The organism is Sphingomonas sp. Leaf257 (genome assembly GCF_001422185.1).
Classification (GTDB): domain Bacteria; phylum Pseudomonadota; class Alphaproteobacteria; order Sphingomonadales; family Sphingomonadaceae; genus Sphingomonas; species Sphingomonas yabuuchiae.
This window is the reverse complement of sequence record NZ_LMMH01000023.1, coordinates 430161-448378: the sequence shown is the minus strand read 5'-3', so window position 1 is coordinate 448378 and position 18218 is coordinate 430161. Positions and strand designations below refer to the sequence as shown.

The window sequence follows — 18218 nt, the reverse complement described above, 5'->3', positions numbered from 1 at the left end:
GCCGGTATTTGTTGTCGGGCTCTTTGACATTGTAGGTTAGATGAAGGGACATGCGGGCGGCGGCTTGGCGGTTGTCCTGGGCATTCAAGGTGCTCGGGGATCGTTAATAAGCAATAAGCCAGTTCGTATGTCTCGTTACATATCCACTTGAATATGTGATGTGCAGGAATTGGCTCCTTGAAGTGAGCGGTTTTCGGCTGGGTTATTCCACCTGGTTGGGAATCGAGCATCAAACTTGAGAGTTTGATCCTGGCTCAGAACGAACGCTGGCGGCATGCCTAACACATGCAAGTCGAACGAGGCCCTTCGGGGTTTAGTGGCGCACGGGTGCGTAACGCGTGGGAATCTGCCCTTTGGTTCGGAATAACAGCTGGAAACGGCTGCTAATACCGGATGATGACGAAAGTCCAAAGATTTATCGCCAGAGGATGAGCCCGCGTTGGATTAGGTAGTTGGTGGGGTAAAGGCCTACCAAGCCGACGATCCATAGCTGGTCTGAGAGGATGATCAGCCACACTGGGACTGAGACACGGCCCAGACTCCTACGGGAGGCAGCAGTGGGGAATATTGGACAATGGGCGAAAGCCTGATCCAGCAATGCCGCGTGAGTGATGAAGGCCCTAGGGTTGTAAAGCTCTTTTACCCGGGAAGATAATGACTGTACCGGGAGAATAAGCCCCGGCTAACTCCGTGCCAGCAGCCGCGGTAATACGGAGGGGGCTAGCGTTGTTCGGAATTACTGGGCGTAAAGCGCACGTAGGCGGCTTTGTAAGTCAGAGGTGAAAGCCTGGAGCTCAACTCCAGAACTGCCTTTGAGACTGCATCGCTTGAATCCAGGAGAGGTCAGTGGAATTCCGAGTGTAGAGGTGAAATTCGTAGATATTCGGAAGAACACCAGTGGCGAAGGCGGCTGACTGGACTGGTATTGACGCTGAGGTGCGAAAGCGTGGGGAGCAAACAGGATTAGATACCCTGGTAGTCCACGCCGTAAACGATGATAACTAGCTGTCCGGGCACTTGGTGCTTGGGTGGCGCAGCTAACGCATTAAGTTATCCGCCTGGGGAGTACGGCCGCAAGGTTAAAACTCAAAGGAATTGACGGGGGCCTGCACAAGCGGTGGAGCATGTGGTTTAATTCGAAGCAACGCGCAGAACCTTACCAGCGTTTGACATGTCCGGACGACTGGCAGAGATGCCTTTCTTCCCTTCGGGGACTGGAACACAGGTGCTGCATGGCTGTCGTCAGCTCGTGTCGTGAGATGTTGGGTTAAGTCCCGCAACGAGCGCAACCCTCGCCTTTAGTTACCATCATTTAGTTGGGTACTCTAAAGGAACCGCCGGTGATAAGCCGGAGGAAGGTGGGGATGACGTCAAGTCCTCATGGCCCTTACGCGCTGGGCTACACACGTGCTACAATGGCAACTACAGTGGGCAGCGACCCTGCGAGGGCGAGCTAATCCCCAAAAGTTGTCTCAGTTCGGATTGTTCTCTGCAACTCGAGAGCATGAAGGCGGAATCGCTAGTAATCGCGGATCAGCATGCCGCGGTGAATACGTTCCCAGGCCTTGTACACACCGCCCGTCACACCATGGGAGTTGGATTCACCCGAAGGCGTTGCGCCAACCCGTAAGGGAAGCAGGCGACCACGGTGGGTTCAGCGACTGGGGTGAAGTCGTAACAAGGTAGCCGTAGGGGAACCTGCGGCTGGATCACCTCCTTTCTAAGGAAACGCGGCGGAAAGCGTCATGCTTTGGCATGAAAGAGCTTCCTCCCATTCCAAAGACATTCCAATCCGCCGTCCTCATGTCCCTTCATCAAACTGGAACCGACGAGACGAAACAGCGTGAGCTGTTTTGCACGTCGGTCAGTTCGGCCAGCGCGGCGAAGCGCGCCATAAGGCGCAGCTTTGCTGCGACTGACGGCGCGACGGGTGCGGGCCGGTAGCTCAGGTGGTTAGAGCGCACGCCTGATAAGCGTGAGGTCGTAGGTTCAACTCCTACTCGGCCCACCATTGAGTGTACGGGGCCTTAGCTCAGCTGGGAGAGCGGTTGCTTTGCAAGCATCAGGTCATCGGTTCGATCCCGATAGGCTCCACCACTCTTTTTGCCCGACGAACGACAATCCAGTTTTGATGAAGACACCAGTTCCGCGTAAGCGGATACGAGGTGCTACAAGCACCTCATCTTTGACATTGTGAATGGGTTTTTAAAATCGATGCCGTGAAGGTGTCGGCTTTGAAAGTGAGGCGAGGCCGTAAGGCCAAGTCAAGCGGACAGGCTGGCAATTCACAATATCTGGCTGAGTATTTAATGACCACACCGATAAGCTACCCAATGCTGCTCTGCCGAGTCGGCTTTGTCGTGAGACAAGCCCAGCGTTGATGGTGGTGGTGTGGGCTCTCAAGCGTGAGGTAAGGGCAATTCGTGGATGCCTTGGCATGTACAGGCGATGAAGGACGTGGCACGCTGCGATAAGCGTCGGTGAGGTGTGAGCAACCTTTGACCCGACGATTTCCGAATGGGGAAACCCACCTATCCGTTTAATCTCGACCGTTGTCCCACAAGGACGGCGAGCGGGGTTAGGCGGTTCAGGTATCTCTTAACTGAATACATAGGTTTCGAGAAGCGAACCCGGTGAACTGAAACATCTCAGTAGCTGGAGGAAAAGACATCAACCGAGATTCCGTTAGTAGTGGCGAGCGAACGCGGACCAGGCCAGTGCCTGATATTCAACTAGCAGAAGCTTCTGGAAAGTAGCACCATAGCGGGTGACAGTCCCGTATGCGAAAGTGATGTATCAGGACTCGAGTAGGGCGGGACACGTGTAATCCTGTCTGAACATGGGGGGACCACCCTCCAAGCCTAAATACTCGTACATGACCGATAGCGAACTAGTACCGTGAGGGAAAGGTGAAAAGCACCCCGATGAGGGGAGTGAAACAGTACCTGAAACGGATTGCCTACAAGCAGTAGGAGCCTCTTTATGGGGTGACTGCGTACCTCTTGCATAATGGGTCTGTGACTTAATGTTTCAAGCAAGCTTAAGCCGATAGGTGTAGGCGCAGCGAAAGCGAGTCTGAATAGGGCGACATAGTTTGAAGTATTAGACCCGAAACCCGGCGATCTATGCATGACCAGGATGAAGGTGCGGTAACACGCACTGGAGGTCCGAACCGATTAACGTTGAAAAGTTACCGGATGAGTTGTGCTTAGGGGTGAAAGGCCAATCAAGCCGGGAAATAGCTGGTTCTCCGCGAAAACTATTGAGGTAGTGCCTCGAGCGGACACCATAGGGGGTAGAGCACTGGATGGTTGCGGGGGTCGCGAGATCTACCAATACTAACCAAACTCCGAATACCTATGAGTGATACTCGGGAGACAGACGGCGGGTGCTAAGGTCCGTCGTCAAAAGGGAAACAGCCCTGACCTACAGCTAAGGTCCCCAAGTCGTGTCTAAGTGGGAAAGCATGTGGAAATCCCAAAACAACCAGGAGGTTGGCTTAGAAGCAGCCATCCTTTAAAGAAAGCGTAACAGCTCACTGGTCTAAACAAGGGTTTCTGCGGCGAAGATGTAACGGGGCTCAAGACACGCACCGAAGCTTAGGGTGTGTACTTTGTACACGCGGTAGCGGAGCGTTCCGTAAGCCTGCGAAGCGATCTGGTAATGGGTCGTGGAGGTATCGGAAGTGCGAATGCAGACATGAGTAGCGATAAAGAGGGTGAGATGCCCTCTCGCCGAAAGACCAAGGGTTCCTGCGCAAGGCTAATCCGCGCAGGGTGAGCCGGCCCCTAAGACGAGCCCGAAGGGGGTAGTCGATGGGAACCACGTTAATATTCGTGGGCCTGGTGGTGTGTGACGGATGGTGTGTGTTGTCTGACCTTATCGGATTGGTCAGGCTTCGAAACTGTCCCGGGAAATAGCCCCACCGTATAGACCGTACCCGAAACCGACACAGGTGGTCAGGTAGAGTATACCAAGGCGCTTGAGAGAAGTGTCCTGAAGGAACTCGGCAAATTGCCTCCGTACCTTCGGAAGAAGGAGGCCCCATGTAAGCGCAAGCTCTCATGGGGGGCACAGGCCAGGGGGTAGCGACTGTTTAGCAAAAACACAGGGCTCTGCTAAGTCGGCTTCAAGACGACGTATAGGGCCTGACGCCTGCCCGGTGCCTGAAGGTTAAGTGGAGGAGTGCAAGCTCTGAAATGAAGCCCAGGTAAACGGCGGCCGTAACTATAACGGTCCTAAGGTAGCGAAATTCCTTGTCGGGTAAGTTCCGACCTGCACGAATGGCGTAACGACTTCCCCACTGTCTCCAGGACATGCTCAGCGAAATTGAATTCTCCGTGAAGATGCGGAGTACCCGCGGTTAGACGGAAAGACCCCGTGCACCTTTACTGCAGCTTCAGAGTGGCATTGGACAAGAACTGTGTAGCATAGGTGGGAGGCTTTGAAGCATTGGCGCCAGCCGATGTGGAGCCATAGGTGAAATACCACCCTGTTGTTGTTTAATGTCTAACCTCGTACCGTGAAACCGGTACAGGGACCCTCTGTGGCGGGTAGTTTGACTGGGGCGGTCGCCTCCTAAAGAGTAACGGAGGCGCGCGAAGGTTGGCTCAGGCCGGTTGGAAACCGGCTGTTAGAGTGCAATGGCATAAGCCAGCCTGACTGCGAGACTGACAAGTCGAGCAGAGACGAAAGTCGGTCATAGTGATCCGGTGGTCCCTCGTGGAAGGGCCATCGCTCAACGGATAAAAGGTACGCCGGGGATAACAGGCTGATAACCCCCAAGAGCTCATATCGACGGGGTTGTTTGGCACCTCGATGTCGGCTCATCACATCCTGGGGCTGGAGCAGGTCCCAAGGGTTTGGCTGTTCGCCAATTAAAGTGGTACGTGAGCTGGGTTCAGAACGTCGCGAGACAGTTTGGTCCCTATCTGCCGTGGGCGTCGAAATTTGAGAGGAGTTGACCCTAGTACGAGAGGACCGGGTTGAACGTACCTCTGGTGTACCTGTCGTCGTGCCAACGGCGCAGCAGGGTAGCTATGTACGGACGGGATAACCGCTGAAAGCATCTAAGCGGGAAGCCTCCCTCAAGATAAGATTTCTCAGGACGGTCGAAGACCACGACCTCGATAGATCGGATGTGGAAGTGCGGTAACGCATGGAGCTAACCGATACTAATTGTCCTATTCGCGCTTGAGAGCTCCACACCCCCACCATCAGCCCTGGGCTAGATGGCAGGGTGCGGTCATCATACAAGCCAGTGCACAGCATCGATTTTATACCCATCACCCTCGAGCCAACCCTCGAGGGTCAGTATTCGCGGACTCTATTGCCTGGTGGCCATAGCGTCGGTGTCCCACCCGATCCCATCCCGAACTCGGCCGTGAAACCCGACTGCGCCAATGGTACTACTGCTCAAGCAGTGGAAGAGTAGGGCGTCGCCAGGCATTACAGCCCGCGAATACACAAAAACCCATTCACTTGTCTCACCACCTTCCACAGCGTCGCGGGGTGGAGCAGCCCGGTAGCTCGTCAGGCTCATAACCTGAAGGCCGCAGGTTCAAATCCTGCCCCCGCAACCAACCACCTTCCACAGCGTCGCGGGGTGGAGCAGCCCGGTAGCTCGTCAGGCTCATAACCTGAAGGCCGCAGGTTCAAATCCTGCCCCCGCAACCATACTTACCAATGCCATAACCGCCCGGATCATCCCGCGGCGGTTTTTTGTGCCCTTTTTTCGTGAGTTAGCCCTCGTTCAGCGGCTCTCATCGCGTCCCACTCGACGCCTCGGGACGCCAGGACGTCGATTTGCCTTTGGGGGTATTTTCGTGGGTATCATCCGGGCCTCGGCAGGAGATGCCCCCATGGCCCTCAAGGAGCTCGAAGTCCGCTACGCCACCAAGCGGGCAAAAGATTATAAACTCACCGACGGCGAAGGCCTCTACCTTCTCGTCCGCCCCAACGGCTCCAAGCTGTGGCGGATGAAGTACCGCTATGGCGGCAAGGAAAAGCTCCTGAGCTTTGGTGCCTATCCGGCGGTCTCGCTCGCCGAGGCGCGGCTGCGCCGCGCCAAGGTAAAGTGGTGCTGGGCGAGGGGTGTGATCCCGGTGCCGCCAACAAGCCCAGGGCACAGATGACCTTCGAGGAAGAGGCGCGCAAATGGCATGGCCACCGCCTTGACGCGCTTGATGCCGGGCATGCCACCCGGCTGTTCACTCGGCTATGGCAGCCCGTGCATGACGCGCGAGTTGTAGAATGACGGGGCTTTGCCATCGGGCACCGGCGCACGGCGCGGCTGAAGCGCACCCGTCAGGCAGCACTCCGCGCCCGACTACACCAGCCCAGCGCAGTTTGAACCAACTGCGTCACGCTGAGCACATGCCTCTCCAATTAAGCGGGGCAAGTCCAAATTGCCTCAAGATACCGATTGGGTTTGGACCCTAACTGACTTAATGCCTAGAAATCATGCCATTGTCCGATCGGGAATGGCGTGCTGCGCATGCCTTTTACTAAGCAAGTCGAACGGTCGGGCGCACGTGATCCAATAATCCTGTCACACCACCAATCGCCGCGATATCATCGCGCGCGGCGGAGTGTCTCGGAAGGTGTCTCGCCATAGAGCTTGCGATATTGGCCCGCAAAGCGTCCTAATTCGTGAAAGCCCCAGTCCTGCGCGAGTCGTGACACGGTGACGTCAGGTGTCGGCTTCAGCAGCGCCTCGCGCACCCGGCGCATCCGGCAGGCGCGCAAATGCGCCATCGGCGAGGTGTTGCGGAAGCGCTTGAACCCGTCGAACAGCGCCCGCCCGCTGACGCCGCTGATCGCCACCAACTGTTCGATCGTGATCGGATCGGCGGCATGTTCCTCGATATAATGTTCGACCAGCCGGACATGCTTGGGCGCGATCGAGCGGTCGCGGTCGCGCAGCGCGTCGCTGTAATTATGCTCCTGCCCCTCGATCAGGCTGAACAGCAGTGCCTGTTCGAGCTGGTCGATGGCCAGATTCTGGGGATGCGCTCGATCCTGGCATTCGACTAGGCCGACCAGCAACTCGGTCAGCCGCCACCACTCCGCCCCCAGTCCCTCGCGCGGAATGGCGAGGCGAAAGTTCAGCGGGCGGCGCAGCGGATGGCCCAAGAGTGATGCTACATGCTGTTCCAGCGCCGCGCGGTCGATACGGACCATATATTTGGCGCAGTCGGGGGACCAGCGCATCGTCACCAGATCGTCGGGTGACAATAGGGTGCCCAGTGTCGATGACGCCTGGACCATGCGGCCACCGGCATCGACCATTGCCTCCCCGGCATAAGGTAGCATCAGCAGGTAGAAGTTCTTCAACTTGCCGGGGTCGATCTGGACTTCGGCACCATAACCCATCGTCGCCAGACAGGATTGCTTGAGCGTCACGGCATTCTGCCACGCCTGCAACCGCGCATTGGGGGAGACGGGGTTCAGCCGATGATCGCAATAAAGACGTGCCACCTGTGCTCGCGTCTCGTCGACATCGGACGATCCGAACACCCGACATTTGTCGAGCGGGTTTCCCGCTATTGCGTCAGGGCCCTGATCGGCTGCGCGCTTGTTCAGCATAGACTCTCCACCAGTCCCGCCTGCAGGCAAGGATTAAGCCATGGGTGATGTCCGCCTGCAAGCTGCGGCCGGTTTGCCCGGCTCGGGAACGACCATAACATTTCAAACTTAAAATATGCAATCCGCGAACAGCGTCGGCGGTCGCTGCATAGTCCCGGCGAGGCACACCCACTTATCCTGCCTCCATTATATAGGCATGTGGGAGACCGGAGAGATGACGCGGATCGGGATCGTCGGTGCAGGTCAGGCGGGGCTGCAACTGGGCATGGGTTTGCTGGAACGGGGGCATGAAGTCATCATGCTGTCCAACCAGACGGCCGAGCAGATTGCGGGCGGCCGTGTCACCTCCAGCCAGTGCATGTTCGACCAGGCGCGCGAGCATGAGCGCAAGCTGGGCATCAACTTCTGGGACGATGCCTGTCCACCGGTGGAAGGCATCGCCTTCTCGCTGGTCGGCGAGGACGGCACTTCACAAATGTCCTGGGCATCGCGCCTCGACGCGGCTGCCCAATCGGTCGATCAGCGAGTGAAGATGCCGCGCTGGCTGGCCGAGTTCGAGAAGCGCGGCGGCGAACTGCGCATCTGTGACGCGGGCATTGCCGAATTAGAGGAGTTGGCGCGCGAATGCGATCTGGTGCTCGTCGCCTCGGGCAAGGGCGAGATCGGCAAATTGTTCGAGAGGGATGCCGACAAATCGCCCTTCGACAAGCCGATGCGCAGCCTGGCGCTGACCTATGTCAACGGCATGACCCCGCGGGCGGAGCATAGCGCGGTCAACTTCAACCTCATTCCCGGCATGGGCGAGTATTTCGTCTTCCCTGCGCTGACGCTGAACGGCCCGTGCGAGATCATGGTGTTCGAGTCGCTGCCCGGCGGTCCGATGGACTTGTGGGACCCGCGCGCCTCGGCCGAGGAGCATCTGGAAACGAGCCTGCACATCCTGAAGCGTTATGTGCCGGAGGAGTATGAACGCGCCCGCAACTGCACGCTGACCGACCAGCAGGGCTGGCTGACCGGACGTTTTCCGCCGACGGTGCGCAAGCCGGTGCTGACCCTGCCGTCGGGCGCGAAGGCGCTGGGGCTGGGCGACGCGGTCTGCCTCAATGATCCGATCACGGGGCAGGGGGCGAACAACGCCGCCAAGAGCGCGGCCATCTATCTCGACTCGATCATCGCGAACGAGGGCAAGCCGTTCGATGCCGCCTGGATGCAGGCGACCTTCGACCGCTATTGGGACTATGCGCAGTTCGTCGTCGGCTGGACCAACGGTATGTTGCAGCCACCGCCCCCGCACATGGTGCAGCTGCTCGGTGCCGCCTCGGCCCAGCCGCGCGTGGCCCACTGGTTCGCCAACAATTTCGACGATCCGCGCGGCTTCTTCCCGACCATCACCGCGCCCGCGCTGACCGAGGACTTCATCAAGGAGGCTGCATAACATGGACCGCATGGCTCTTCGCCGGACCTTCGGCCGCTTCGCCACCGGGGTCACGATCGTCACCTGCTCGACGGGGGAGGGGGTGCACGGCATGACCGCCAACTCCTTCACCTCGGTCTCGCTCGATCCCGCGCTGGTGCTCATCAGCATCGACAACAAGGCCAAGATGGCCGCCCGGCTGCGCGAGGCGGGGCATTACGGCCTGAATATCCTGTCCCAGCAGCAGATGGCACTGTCCAACCATTTTGCAGGTCGTCCCGGCGACCAACCGATCGATTTCGACTGGCATGAGGATATCCCGCTGGTGCGCGGCGCGATGGCGCATCTGGCGTGCCGGGTGAAGGACGTGTTCCCGGCGGGCGACCACTGCCTGTTCGTCGCCGAGGTCGTCGACCATCGTCACGAGGACGAGGCGACGCCGCCGCTGCTCTTTTACGGCGGGGCGTATCGCCAGCTGCATGAGATGGCCGCCTGATCCGGCGGTCACCGGCACCAGATCACGAACAACAAAAGGGGGAGTATATGCGGAGAATTTTCGCCACGATGGCGGCTGCTCTGGCGATGGGGGTGTCGGCTCCGGCGCTGGCGTCGGAACTGGGCGGCGGTGTCTATCCCAACGGCGCGGAGGGCTTTTCGGGTGCCGCCATGCCGCCGCCGGGCACCTATCTGCTCGGCTATCTCCAGCATTATGAGGCGGATCGCTTCAACGGGCCGGATGGCGAAGCGGGGCTGCTGCCCAATTTTCGCGTGCGGTCGGACGCGGCGATCGTACGGATGGTGCATATGACGCCGGTGAAGATCCTGGGCGCAACCTGGGGGATGCAGGCGATCGTGCCGGTGGTGAAGCTGAAGGTCGGCGCGGCGGGCCTGGGCGACGAGACGACCGGGCTGGGCGACATCACCATCGATCCGATCCTGCTGGGCTGGCATTTCCAGAACGGCGTGCATGTCAGCGCGGGCGTCGACATCAACCTACCCCTGGGTGCCTATGACCGGCGCAAGCTGTCGAACATCAGCCGCAACTATCTGAATTTCGAGCCGGTCGTCGCGCTCGCTTATTATGGCAAGAAGGGCTTCTCGCTCGACGTGAAGGTGATGTACGACATCAACACCCGCAACAACCAGGCGGTGTTCACGCCCTTCAACCCCACGGGGGCCAGCTATCGCAGCGGCAACGAGCTGCACGCCGATATCGCGGTCGGCCAGCAAATCGGCAAGTGGAAGCTGGGCGCGTCGGGCTATGTCTACAAGCAGACGACCAAGGACCAGGTGTCCGACCCGACCGCGCAGGCGTTCATCGAGCGGATGCGCGGTTTCAGGGGACAGGTGATCGGCGTCGGCCCGACCGCCAGCTATCAGGCGGGCAAGGTGCAGCTGATCGGCACCTGGCAGCATGAATTCCACGCCGAAAATCGTCCGCAGGGCGACAAATTCTGGTTGAAGGCGATCATTCCGATCGGCCGCTGACAGGCTCTGGCCCACTGGGCGCTCCGCTTATCCAGCGGGGCGCCCTTTTTTGGGCTTTTCTATTGCTCCCCTGCAAGGGGAGGGGGAGCGTGCGCAGCATGGTGGAGGGGTGTTACGCCCCGATAGCGGGCCCCCCTCCGTCAGGGCTTCGCCCTGCCACCTCCCTTGCAGAGGAGCAATTTCAGGCCAGCCGGTCGGCGACCATCGAGCCGGACATGCCACCCAGGCCGGGGCCGGGATGGGTCGAGGCGCCGATCTGGTACAGCCCCTTGATCGGCGTTTCGTGATTGCCCGGCGTCGCGCGGGGCCGCCAGAGCATGAACTGGTCGAGCGAACAGTCGCCGCCATAAGGATCGCCGCCAACCAGATTGATGTTCAGCGCCGCCAGATCGGCCGGGCTGATGACGTGCCGGCCGATGATGCTCTCACGCAGATTGGGGATCAGCTTGCACAGCCTCTCGACGATGCGGTCGGCATAGGCCTCGCGCAATTCGGGAGTCCAGTGACCGTCCTCGGGCGTAGGGATCAGCCCGGCGGCATCGCCCTTGATCGCACCATCGCGGGGCAGTTCCTGCAGCTGAATCCAGAAAATCCATTTGCCGTCCGGCGCGCGGCTGGGGTCGACGGCGATGGGTTGCGCGACGACGATGCTCGCCTCGGCGGGCAGCAGGCCACGTTCGGCTTCGTTGACCGCGCGAGATACCGCTTCCAGGCCGTTGCTGAGGTGCAGCATCGCCACGTCACGCAAGGTCGGGTCGGGCCATTGCGGCGGCTCGGACAGAGCGAGGTGGATCTGCATCTCGCCGCGACCATAGCGATAGGCCTTGGCCTCGCTGCGCGCGCGTTCGGGCGTCGTGCTGGCGGGAAGCAGCCGTTCGTACAGCTGGGTCGGCGTGACCGAGGCGACGACCGCCTTGCGCGCCCGCACGACCTCGCCATCGCCCAGCCGGATGCCGGTGGCACGGCCGCGTTCGACGAGGATTTCGGCAACATCGGCGTTCGTGTGGACTCGCCCGCCCTTTTCCTCGATCAGCCGGACAAACGCCTCGACGATCCGGACACTGCCGCCCTCGACCATCGGGCTGCCCGCCGCCTCCAGCGACATCAGGACCAGCCGGTTCATTAGGGCCGATGCGCTGCTTTCGGGGGACAGGCCGACATGTAGGACCCAGGGCGCGAACAGCGCCTGTGACAGCGGCGAGGCGAAGTCGCTGCGCAACCAGTCGCGTGAGGCGCGCAACATGCCGCCGAACAGCCGACCCAGCCCCTTGGGGCCACGCCGCTTCACCTCACCGAGCAATAGCTTGGCGGTCGGCCAAGACCAGAGTTCGCCTCCCAACAGCCCGAAGACCATTGGCGCGATTTCCTCGACCTCGGCCATGGCGCGGGCATAGGCCTGTCCATCGCCGGGCGCGCAGGCGTCCAGCGCAGCGATATTGGCGGCGCGGTCGGTGCGGAAGATCACGCTGCGGCCATCATCCATCACCGAGGCGGTCGGCGTCTGCGTATTGCGGAAGCGCAGTCCATGCCGCGCCAATTCCGGCCCAAGCTCGGCATAATGCGGCGAGGTGACGAACAACGGATAGAGCGTCGACAGCGTGTCGTGGCGAAAACCGGGGAGCGTCAGCTCCTCGGTGCGGATACAGCCGCCCGCCACCGCCTCCCGCTCGAACAGCGCGACGCGCTTGCCCTTCAGCGCGAGGCGTGCACCGCAGACCAGTGCGTTGATCCCGCTGCCGATGATGACGATATCGGCGTCTCGATTGGGGGCGGCCATGGGGTCAGCCGTGCGCGGCGAGCAGTGGCATCAACGGCACCCGCCGCTCCGGCCCGAGCATCCCGTAGCCGCCATCGACCGACGTCTCGCTGCCGGTCATATAGGATGCCGCGTCAGAGGCGACGAAGGCGACGACTTGCGCGACCTCGCTGGCATCGGCAACGCGCCCGATCAGGTTCAGATCGCTCGCCACCTTGTCGGCATGATCGCGGTCGCCGGCGGTCAGGCCGTCGAACGGGTCGGACCAGATATGGCCCAGCGTGACCATGTTCACCCGGATGCCCTGGGCGGCATAGTCCATCGCCTGCGAGCGGGTGAGGTGCGCCAGCGTCGCCTTCGATACCGGATAGGCCCAGCGGCCGATATGCGCGAACTTGCCCGAGACCGAGCCGATATTGACGATGTTACCGCGCGACTGGGTGAGATGCGGACGGACCGCTTCGCCCAGGATCGCCGCCGACACCGCATTGACGTTCAACGTCTGGAGCCAGGTTTCGCGCGGGGTGGCGGGTCCGTCATCGCCATAGGAGCAGGCATTGTTGACCAATATGTCGATTCGCCCGAACGTCGCGATCGTGGCATCGACCAGATGCGCGATGGCGGCATCGTCGGTGATGTCGGTCGCGACGAACAGCGCGGCGTCGCCCAGTTCCTCGGCAAGTTTCGCGCCCTGATCCTGGTTGCGCGCGGCGATCACGACCTTCGCACCCTCGGCATGCAACTTACGCGTGATCGCACCGCCGATCGATGCGCCGCCCCCGGTGACGATTGCGACCTTTCCGTCCAGCATGGCCATGCGGTTATCCTCTTCCCAGCAATCTATCGTGGCAGTCTATGACCCGGCAGCGGCCCTGCGTTATGCAGCCAGTGCCGGGCCTGTTCGCTGGCTGCTGGATTATCCGGTCGCCGCCAATGCGCAGCCCAGCGCCTCGCCCTTTTCGTCAGACAGCGCCGCGTCATGCAGCGCTGCGATCCGCGCCGCTGCATTCGGCCCCTGTAGCGCGGCCGGGACGGCGTCCATCACCATCTGGAAATGTGCCAGGCCCCGCTCGAACGTGTCCGAATAGCCCTTGATGAGGTTCTGGCAGCGCAGGACTTCGATGGCGGCGGCGCGATCGGTGCGCGCGGCCTGCAGGGCTAGGTCGAGCCAGGCGCCGATCCGCTCCTGTTCCTCGATATAGCGCAAGGTCCGGCGGCGCATGCCGCGCATCCCCGCCAGTAGCCGCAGCATCAGGAACCAGCGCAGCCCCGTCGTCCGCACATGGCGGCCCTTGGTGAAAAACGGCTCCAGCCTCTGCCGCAGCCCGTCGCGGTGCAGGATGAACCGGCCGAGGCCAGCGGGCAGCGTCTCGCACACCTCCTGCAAACGCGGATGCATATATTCGGTGACGCTGAGCAGCTGGTCGTCCTTGGCGCGCACTTCGCGCGTGACGCGCTCGCTGCGGCTGGCGCGGACCTTCAGATCGGCGACACGGATCGTGTCTTCATAGGCCATCCAGAGCGCCAGATGCCGCGCCGCAACCTCGGTGAGCGCGCCGTCCGGTTCGTCGAGCGGCACGAACGCCGCCAGCCGGTCGAGATAGTCGCTCGCATAATCGGCGTCCTGATAATCCATCAGCTTGCGCACGCCTTCGGTCGCCGTGGCCTGGGCGGGAGCGGGCAGGGTGTTCGCGATCCGCGCCGCCAGCGCGCGACCGGCGGCGGTGGTCGGCACTGGCGGCCCGGCGGGGGCGGCGTCCTTCGCCGCCTCGCCCTTCTGCGCCGATTCGAAGCCCAGACCGAAGCCCTTCAAATTGGTCTCGATCGCCTTGCCACCGTGACGGATCGCATCCTCGAACGCCTCGCGCGGGAAGGGCAGGGCCTCGCTGCCCGCCAGCGCGCCCAGCATGATCGAGCTGATGACGCTGCCCGACTTGGACGCAGCAGCGGCCATGTCGAAGCCGATGAAACGCCGCGACCGACGCTCGGCGGCGGCCAGGATGCGCTCGCTGGCGCCGGTGCCGTCGCCGAGCGCCGCCTTTTCGGAAATGGCATAGACGCGGTGAGTCGAGCCGATCAGCGTGGTGCGATCCTCGGTCACGAAGCCGCGCAGGATGGCGCGGCCCGCCTCCATCAGTTCGGACGCGATGACGATATCGACGTCGCCCGGTACCGGCATCATCGCCAGAACAGGATCGGGGCGATTGCCGCCGCTGGGGCGGGTACGGACCAGTTCGATATAATAGACCGTCGATCCGGTGCGCTGCGCGACGCCGGGCACTGACGTCCCTTGCGCGACATAGCCATTGGCGCGCGCGATATGCTGCACCCATTCGGCCAGCACGCCGCCGCCTTCGCCGCCCAGCGCCAATATGGCGATGGTGATGCGGTCGCGATCGGGAAGAACCAGTTCCCTCAGAAAGCCCTCGCGGCAAGGTGGCGGCCATGGCGCTGTTGCAGCCAGCCGATGACGCGCTGGCTCAGGCGGTGACGCCATGTCTCCCAGCGGCCCGGATTGGTGACGATGCTCGCCTTCCAGAAGGAGGGGCAGAGTACGGCGGCATGGGCGACCTCGCCGCAATTGCCGCAGCCGACGCAACTATTGTCGATATGGGTGACGGGATGCTTGCGCAGGGGATCGGGATTGTCGCGAATGCTGAGCGAGGGGCAGCCCGACAGGCGGATACAGGCATGGTCGCCGGTGCAGGTGTCGGGATCGACGCCGAAGCGCTCGCGCACCACGCGCTGGCCTTCCTTGGCGGCCCTGGCCAGCAGCGGTTTTTCGCGACGCTGTTTATTCAACATGCATTCCGACTGGGCGATGATGACCTTCGGGCCCTTTTCCGGGCTGGTCATCGCCTCGCGGATCAGGTCGCGCATCTTTGCCACGTCATAGGTGCGGGTCAGCGTGCGCGCCCACTTCACGCCCATGCCGCGCACCGCTTTCTCGATGGGGTGGTTGGTGATGCGCGTGTCGTTCTTCGCGCGCGAGGACAGCACGTCCTGGCCGCCGGTCGCCGCCGAATAGCCATTGTCGACGATGACGGTAACGGTCTCGTCCTGGTTGAAGACGGCATTGCCTATGCCGGAGGTCAAACCGTTGTGCCAAAAGCCGCCATCGCCCATCACCGCCAGTGCACGCTTGCCCTCCGGCTTGAAGGCGGAGGCCGCCGCCGCGCCGAGGCCGTAACCCATCGTCGTGTTGCCGATGTTGAACGGCGGCAGGATCGAGAAGAGGTGGCAGCCGATATCGGCCGAGACGTGCATCTCGCCCAGTTCGCGCTGGACCAGCTTCATCGCGGCGAAGATCGGGCGTTCGGGACAGCCGGTGCAGAATCCCGCGGGGCGTTGCGGCACGGTGGCGGCGACATCGGCGGGAACGGGCACGATGGCGCGGGGTTCGGGCGCGCGCTCGGGGGCGTGGTCGCGCAGGAACTTGGCGAGGCCGTCGCCGATCACCTGTCCCGAATATTCGCCCGCACGCGGCATCACGTCCTTGCCGACCAGCTTCGTCTGGATATCGGCGCGGCGCAGCAGGGTGCTCAACTCATGCTCGATGAACTCGGGCTGGCCTTCTTCCAGCACCAGCACCGCGCGTTTCCCTGCGCAGAAGGCGACAACCTCTTCAGGGATCAGCGGATAGACGACGTTGAGGCAATAGATGGGGATACGCGTCGCGCCGAACGTGTCGGAGAGGCCAGCCAGCTCCAATGCGCGGTTGAGCGTGTTGTAGAGCCCGCCCTGCACGATGATGCCGATATCGTCGCGCTCCGGCCCGAACCATTCGTTCAGCCGCTGTTCGCGAACGAATTTCTGCGCGGCGGGCCAGCGCAGCTCGATCTTCTCGATCTCGTGCTGGAAGATGGCGGGCGGCAGGACGATGCGGTCGAGCGCGCGGCGCGGGTTGGCGGCGGCCTGTCCGACCGTCATCGTCGGGCGGCGATTGTCGCTGGCGACGAAGCTGCCTGTCATGTGGCAGCTGCGCACCCGCATCTCGATCATGACGGGGGTATTCGACGCCTCGGACAGTTCGAAGCCTTTCTCCACCATGCCTACGATGGTTGGCAGATTGGGGCGCGGGTCGAGCAGCCACATCTGGCTCTTCATCGCAAAGGCGTGGGTGCGCTCCTGCATGATCGAGGAGCCTTCGCCATAATCCTCGCCGACGATGACCAACGCGCCGCCGGTCACGCCGCCGCTGGCGAGGTTGGACAAAGCGTCGGAGGCGACGTTGGTACCGACCACCGACTTCCAAGCGACGGCACCGCGCAACGGATAGTTGACCGACGCCGCCAGCATCGCACCCGCCGCCGCCTCATTGGCGTTGGATTCGAAATGCACGCCCAGTTCGCGCAACAGGGGGTCGGCGTCGGCAAAGACGTCCATCAAATGGCTGATCGGCGATCCCTGATAGCCACCGACATAGGCGACCCCGGCCTGGAGCAGCGCCTTGGTGACGGCGAGGATGCCTTCGCCCTCGAAGACGTCACCCGCGCCGAGGCGGAGCTTTTCGACTTCCTTTTTGAACGAGCGTTCGGCCATGGCTCAGCGCTCCACCAGCCCAAGGACGCGCAGCGGACTGCCCGAGCCGCCACGGATTTTCAGCGGCGCGGCGACGATGACCGCGCCGGTCGGCGGCAGCCGATCGAGATTGGCGAGGCATTGCAGGCCGTAACGCCCCGCACCGTGCAGCAGGGTGTGTGCGGGGTAGGGGGGCGTCATCCCATGCGCCTGGCCAGCATCGGTGCCAATCGTCTCGACGCCGAAGCCGATCACGTCGCGCTGCTCTATCAGGAAGCGGACCGCGTCCGGGTCGGGGCCGGGGGTGTGCGGGCCATCCTCGCGCCGGTTGGTATAGGCATCGCTCTCGCGCTTCGACCAGTCGGTGCGCAGCAAGACCCAGCTCTTTGATGGAATGCGGCCGTGCGTGGCTTCCCAGCGCGTGATGAAGTCGACGGACAGCAGGAAGTCGGGGTTCGCTGCGCTTTCGGTCGAGGCGTCGATCACGACCGCCGGGCGGACGAAATGCGCGGGGTCGATGGTGTCGACGCTGTTGTTGGGCAGGTCCTTGCCCGTCACCCAATGGAGCGGTGCGTCGAAATGCGTGCCGGTATGCTCGCCAGTGGTGAAATTGCTCCACGCCCAGGCGATGCCGCGGTCGTCATAACGCGAGATTTCCTGGCGGCTGAACGGGGCGGTCTGTCCGAAGGGTTCGGGCAGGATCAGGACCGGCGTGTCTTCCGACAGTTCCTGCGTCAGGTCGACGATCTCGATCGACCCGCCGATCAGGGCGGCCGCGAAACGAGACAAGGCGGATTCGGCCATAGTCGCTCTCCGATTTCGAATTTCTTGACCGAAAGCTGCCGAATAAAACGTGCATGTGCAACTAAATTCTTTTGGTGCCGGTTGCGACGGACTGGGGCAGGGGTTAAGGCCCTGTGGAATTGGGAGCTATCGGATTGGACCATCGTACGCAGGGCGATCCCGGAACGACGGCGTTCCAGGTGGAGCGTTACCCCTTCTTCCTGATCAACCGTCTGGCGAGTCGCTACAATGCGACGATCGAGCCGCGCCTTCGCGCCATTGGCCTCGACATTCCCAATTGGCGCGTTCTGATGATCCTGGGCGAACAGGCCCCGCGCGGGGTACGCGACATCGCCGAAGCGGCGGTGATTCCGCTGTCCACCATGACCCGCATCGTCCAGCGCATGGCTGCCGCCGATCTGGTCACGCTGACCGCCAGCGAAGAGGATGCGCGCGTCACCATGGTCGCGCTGACCGCCACCGGCGAATCAAAACTGGCTGAAGCCCGGAAGGCCACGTCGCCCGTCTATCAGCAGGTGATTACAGGACTTTCCGCGCGGGATTTTGACAGGCTGCTGAGCCTGCTCGACCGCGTGTACCGCAATCTGGAAGGCTGATTGCCCGAAACCCCCTTGATCGGCGGGTTCATATATTTTAAGTCTAAAACAA

The 18218-nt window shown here is 61.9% G+C and carries 11 protein-coding genes, 4 tRNA genes and 3 rRNA genes; 12 read left to right on the top strand and 6 right to left on the bottom strand.

Annotated features, from left to right (window positions below):
* Window positions 1–231: 231 nt before the first annotated feature.
* The 8 genes from ASF14_RS12770 to ASF14_RS12735 all read left to right on the top strand — a co-directional run bounded on the left by ASF14_RS12770 (window position 232) and on the right by ASF14_RS12735 (window position 6134).
* A 16S ribosomal RNA gene (locus ASF14_RS12770) occupies window positions 232–1720 on the top strand.
* 214 nt (window positions 1721–1934) lie between these two features.
* Window positions 1935–2011 (top strand) — tRNA-Ile (locus ASF14_RS12765).
* A 10-nt stretch (window positions 2012–2021) separates the two neighbouring features.
* Window positions 2022–2097, top strand: a tRNA-Ala gene (locus tag ASF14_RS12760).
* A gap of 303 nt (window positions 2098–2400) precedes the next feature.
* Window positions 2401–5198: ribosomal RNA gene (locus ASF14_RS12755) — 23S ribosomal RNA — on the top strand.
* Between the two features lie 134 nt (window positions 5199–5332).
* Window positions 5333–5447 (top strand): 5S ribosomal RNA (gene rrf / locus ASF14_RS12750).
* The 16S, 23S and 5S rRNA genes sit together here with 4 tRNA genes alongside, the layout of an rRNA operon.
* Window positions 5448–5505: 58 nt before the next feature.
* Window positions 5506–5582 (top strand) — tRNA-Met (locus ASF14_RS12745).
* Between the two features lie 17 nt (window positions 5583–5599).
* Window positions 5600–5676: transfer RNA gene (locus tag ASF14_RS12740), tRNA-Met, on the top strand.
* Window positions 5677–5861: 185 nt separating this feature from the next.
* Entirely contained in the window at window positions 5862–6134 is a 273-nt protein-coding gene (locus ASF14_RS12735) for an Arm DNA-binding domain-containing protein (RefSeq protein ID WP_056435298.1), read from the top strand.
* Window positions 6135–6573: 439 nt separating this feature from the next.
* Here ASF14_RS12735 and ASF14_RS12730 read toward each other — a convergent pair whose 3' ends face one another.
* A complete protein-coding gene (locus ASF14_RS12730; RefSeq protein ID WP_056435295.1) occupies window positions 6574–7587 on the bottom strand; it encodes an AraC family transcriptional regulator in 1014 nt (337 codons plus the stop codon).
* A gap of 214 nt (window positions 7588–7801) precedes the next feature.
* Between ASF14_RS12730 and ASF14_RS12725 the strand changes: the two genes are divergently transcribed.
* The 3 genes from ASF14_RS12725 to ASF14_RS12715 are packed head-to-tail and all read left to right on the top strand — an operon-like array spanning window position 7802 to window position 10489.
* Window positions 7802–9022 carry a styrene monooxygenase/indole monooxygenase family protein gene (locus ASF14_RS12725; protein WP_056435510.1) on the top strand — a complete coding sequence of 407 codons (1221 nt, stop codon included), beginning with the start codon at window positions 7802–7804 and terminating at the stop codon, window positions 9020–9022.
* 1 nt (window position 9023) lies between these two features.
* Window positions 9024–9497: a flavin reductase family protein gene (locus tag ASF14_RS12720; RefSeq protein WP_076715518.1), complete on the top strand. Its 474-nt coding sequence runs from the start codon at window positions 9024–9026 to the stop codon at window positions 9495–9497.
* Window positions 9498–9544: 47 nt separating this feature from the next.
* A complete protein-coding gene (locus tag ASF14_RS12715; protein WP_236697054.1) occupies window positions 9545–10489 on the top strand; it encodes a SphA family protein in 945 nt (314 codons plus the stop codon).
* Between the two features lie 181 nt (window positions 10490–10670).
* On the opposite strand, the gene ASF14_RS12710 is transcribed toward ASF14_RS12715, so the two are convergent.
* The 5 genes from ASF14_RS12710 to ASF14_RS12690 all read right to left on the bottom strand — a co-directional run bounded on the left by ASF14_RS12710 (window position 10671) and on the right by ASF14_RS12690 (window position 17570).
* Window positions 10671–12266 (bottom strand): phytoene desaturase family protein, encoded by a 1596-nt coding sequence (locus ASF14_RS12710; RefSeq protein ID WP_056435289.1) that lies wholly within the window; start codon window positions 12264–12266, stop codon window positions 10671–10673.
* Window positions 12267–12270: 4 nt separating this feature from the next.
* Window positions 12271–13062, bottom strand: coding sequence for an SDR family oxidoreductase (locus ASF14_RS12705; protein ID WP_056435286.1), 792 nt, complete (start codon window positions 13060–13062; stop codon window positions 12271–12273).
* A gap of 99 nt (window positions 13063–13161) precedes the next feature.
* Window positions 13162–14742, bottom strand: coding sequence for an indolepyruvate oxidoreductase subunit beta family protein (locus ASF14_RS12700; protein WP_082442245.1), 1581 nt, complete (start codon window positions 14740–14742; stop codon window positions 13162–13164).
* Window positions 14661–16787, bottom strand: coding sequence for an indolepyruvate ferredoxin oxidoreductase subunit alpha (locus tag ASF14_RS12695; protein ID WP_056435283.1), 2127 nt, complete (start codon window positions 16785–16787; stop codon window positions 14661–14663). The genes ASF14_RS12700 and ASF14_RS12695 overlap by 82 nt, the downstream gene beginning before the upstream one ends.
* 3 nt (window positions 16788–16790) lie before the next feature.
* Complete coding sequence (locus tag ASF14_RS12690; RefSeq protein ID WP_056435280.1) at window positions 16791–17570, bottom strand: cyclase family protein; 780 nt, start codon at window positions 17568–17570, stop codon at window positions 16791–16793.
* 134 nt (window positions 17571–17704) lie between these two features.
* On the opposite strand from ASF14_RS12690, the gene ASF14_RS12685 reads away from it, so the two are divergent.
* Window positions 17705–18166, top strand: a complete 462-nt coding sequence (locus tag ASF14_RS12685; protein ID WP_236697053.1) for a MarR family winged helix-turn-helix transcriptional regulator — start codon at window positions 17705–17707, stop codon at window positions 18164–18166.
* The last annotated feature ends 52 nt before the right edge of the window (window positions 18167–18218 follow it).

Excerpts from the sequence above, each read along its gene's own strand:
- ASF14_RS12735 (WP_056435298.1), top strand. The coding sequence starts at position 5,862 with ATGGCCCTCAAGGAGCTCGAAGTCCGCTACGCCACCAAGCGGGCAAAA.
- ASF14_RS12730 (WP_056435295.1), bottom strand. The coding sequence starts at position 7,587 with ATGCTGAACAAGCGCGCAGCCGATCAGGGCCCTGACGCAATAGCGGGA.
- ASF14_RS12725 (WP_056435510.1), top strand. The coding sequence starts at position 7,802 with ATGACGCGGATCGGGATCGTCGGTGCAGGTCAGGCGGGGCTGCAACTG.
- ASF14_RS12720 (WP_076715518.1), top strand. The coding sequence starts at position 9,024 with ATGGACCGCATGGCTCTTCGCCGGACCTTCGGCCGCTTCGCCACCGGG.
- ASF14_RS12715 (WP_236697054.1), top strand. The coding sequence starts at position 9,545 with ATGCGGAGAATTTTCGCCACGATGGCGGCTGCTCTGGCGATGGGGGTG.
- ASF14_RS12710 (WP_056435289.1), bottom strand. The coding sequence starts at position 12,266 with ATGGCCGCCCCCAATCGAGACGCCGATATCGTCATCATCGGCAGCGGG.
- ASF14_RS12705 (WP_056435286.1), bottom strand. The coding sequence starts at position 13,062 with ATGGCCATGCTGGACGGAAAGGTCGCAATCGTCACCGGGGGCGGCGCA.
- ASF14_RS12700 (WP_082442245.1), bottom strand. The coding sequence starts at position 14,742 with ATGGCGTCACCGCCTGAGCCAGCGCGTCATCGGCTGGCTGCAACAGCG.
- ASF14_RS12695 (WP_056435283.1), bottom strand. The coding sequence starts at position 16,787 with ATGGCCGAACGCTCGTTCAAAAAGGAAGTCGAAAAGCTCCGCCTCGGC.
- ASF14_RS12690 (WP_056435280.1), bottom strand. The coding sequence starts at position 17,570 with ATGGCCGAATCCGCCTTGTCTCGTTTCGCGGCCGCCCTGATCGGCGGG.